Raw genomic sequence first — 1,986 nt, 5'->3', positions numbered from 1 at the left:
CTCCTGGAACAGCCGTTGTCCGCTTCACGATTTCGGTTTCGCCCCGTCGTTTGGCGCGCTTCTGCAGTTCGATGTCCTCAAGACGAGTTTCGATCGTCCGGCGATGTGGCGGCTTGAGTCCGGCCGAGACGCAGTTCGTTTGTACATCCCGAACCAATTGAGAAACGCCTGGACGGTTTTTATTCAGGTAGTACCGGTTGATGGTGGCGCGGATGATTTCTTCGCGCTCTTCGTCGAGCATGCGGCGGCCGTCAGGCCGGCCGGGTTTGCGCTCCACCAGCGACATCACCGTTCCTCCAGCTCGAAATAGCTTGATAAGGCGGAATGCCGTTGCCCGACTGACTTTTAGTTCGGCAGCCAGCAGCGCCATATCCCCTGATACTACCTTGGCTGACCGACGCATCAGAAATCCTCGAATGGCATCGGCTCGTCGACACGCCTCATCCCAAAGCGCTTCGTCAACTTCGTCAGGAAATGGGTCATTCATGGCAGAAACACCGTCGATTTCGTCGACGATTGAATCTCACATTAAGGGGTAAAATCCAAGAGAAAATCTCAGATTAAGCGCCAAGTCTCAAATTAGGTGCCAGACTATCTTGTTGAAATTGTTGCGGGCAGAATCTTACGGTTAAATGCAAAACGACACCCGCGTAATCGATCAGAATTCCACGGCTCATGCGCGGTCCGCGCTTTCAAACTGGCGCAGCGATTGGTGATCTGCGGAACGGGACCAAATCTCAACAGCGAGCTCTTTGCTCAATCCTTTGTCCTGGTTTTCCCGCTCCAGATCTGCGGCGCGTTCTCTCGCGAGAAGCCCGCTACGCCCTTCTTCGCACACGCGGTTCTCGATCTCCTCGAGCTTTTCGAGATAGGGGGAGATATCCATTCTCGTGATCCAGATGGCTCAGCGCGAGCGACGCCAGGTCGAGCAGAATATCCTCATCCTCGATAAAGCCGATGGAGGCGACATCCATGATCACATTTCCTTCCCAATAGAACTAAGTTGCGCCACCAGGGACGGCCAACTTTGCCGAATATCCTGGCGATAGGCTTCATCCCCGCTCGCTCGCTGCAGCCGCGGATCGGCAAGCCATGCGGACTGCTGCGGACTGAGCAAGTCCGCAATCGGATTGCCATAAGGCACAGCCAGGTTGATCCGTGTACGCTGGGCCGGCGTTAGAGGCAGATGACGGGAGCATTTTTGCGCAGGTAGAACTGTGGCTCACGGTCTAGCTCGAAACCACCGCTCTCGATCGGACTGAAACCCTCCGCGCTGGCATAGGCATCCAGATCGGGGCGGGAGATCTCGCGCGGATCGAAATGGACCTGTACAACTTCCTCGCCATCTACCCATCCAGCATCGGTCGTAATTACCGCCGGATGCTGGGCGAGGCTCGTCTCGCCCGACCAGAAGCACGGAGTTGTGTAGGTGACGCGTTTGCTCAGGCCATATTCAACCAGAAGGTCACCCCCCAATAAGCGGAAATAGCCGGGAATATCATCGCCGAGCCTGTCGAGAACCGCGGTGATCTTTTCGTACAGTCCCAGCGCATCATAACGGTCGCTTAGCTTGGGCAGGAGCTCGGCTCCATCAGGCCCGAGAAACCGCACTACGGGGTTGTTCCACGATGGCTCGTCGTAGCGGCGGAGGACCTCGGCGTCTGCACCGGGATGGTTGTTGAAGATCACCACCGGCACGAACCGATCGACGATCAGCTCCACCATCAACGGATGCGTCAGAACATCCTGCCCAAACCGCACGCACGTCGAACACCCCGGTACTTCCTGGAACAGGAGCAGAACAGGTTTGTCCTGTCCGGCCGCCAGCGCCAAGGCGCGGTCATGATCGCGCAACCACGCGACTTCGCCGAGCTCGCGGTGCTCGCGAAAGGAAACTCCATTTTGTTGCATGGCCATAATATGGTAACCCACCCGCAATACAACAACGGTGGCGGCAAGACGCCACACCGAGGCACAGTCCTACAT

General features: G+C 56.9%; 2 protein-coding genes and 1 pseudogene. All 3 read right to left on the bottom strand.

What is annotated here, in order from left to right:
- Window positions 1-487 (bottom strand): annotated as a pseudogene (locus ACPYOI_RS35555) (Mu transposase C-terminal domain-containing protein); the annotation flags it as partial.
- A 186-nt stretch (window positions 488-673) separates the two neighbouring features.
- The gene (locus ACPYOI_RS35550) at window positions 674-886 is read right to left on the bottom strand and encodes a hypothetical protein (protein WP_481424107.1); all 213 of its coding nucleotides are present in this window, start codon (window positions 884-886) and stop codon (window positions 674-676) included.
- A gap of 290 nt (window positions 887-1,176) precedes the next feature.
- The gene (locus ACPYOI_RS35545) at window positions 1,177-1,968 is read right to left on the bottom strand and encodes a VPGUxxT family thioredoxin-like (seleno)protein, type 2 (protein ID WP_481424106.1); all 792 of its coding nucleotides are present in this window, start codon (window positions 1,966-1,968) and stop codon (window positions 1,177-1,179) included.
- Between the last annotated feature and the right edge of the window lie 18 nt (window positions 1,969-1,986).

It is taken from the genome of Rhizobium sp. SVR5-2C (assembly GCF_056755115.1).
This window is presented reverse-complemented; position numbering and strand designations above follow the sequence as displayed.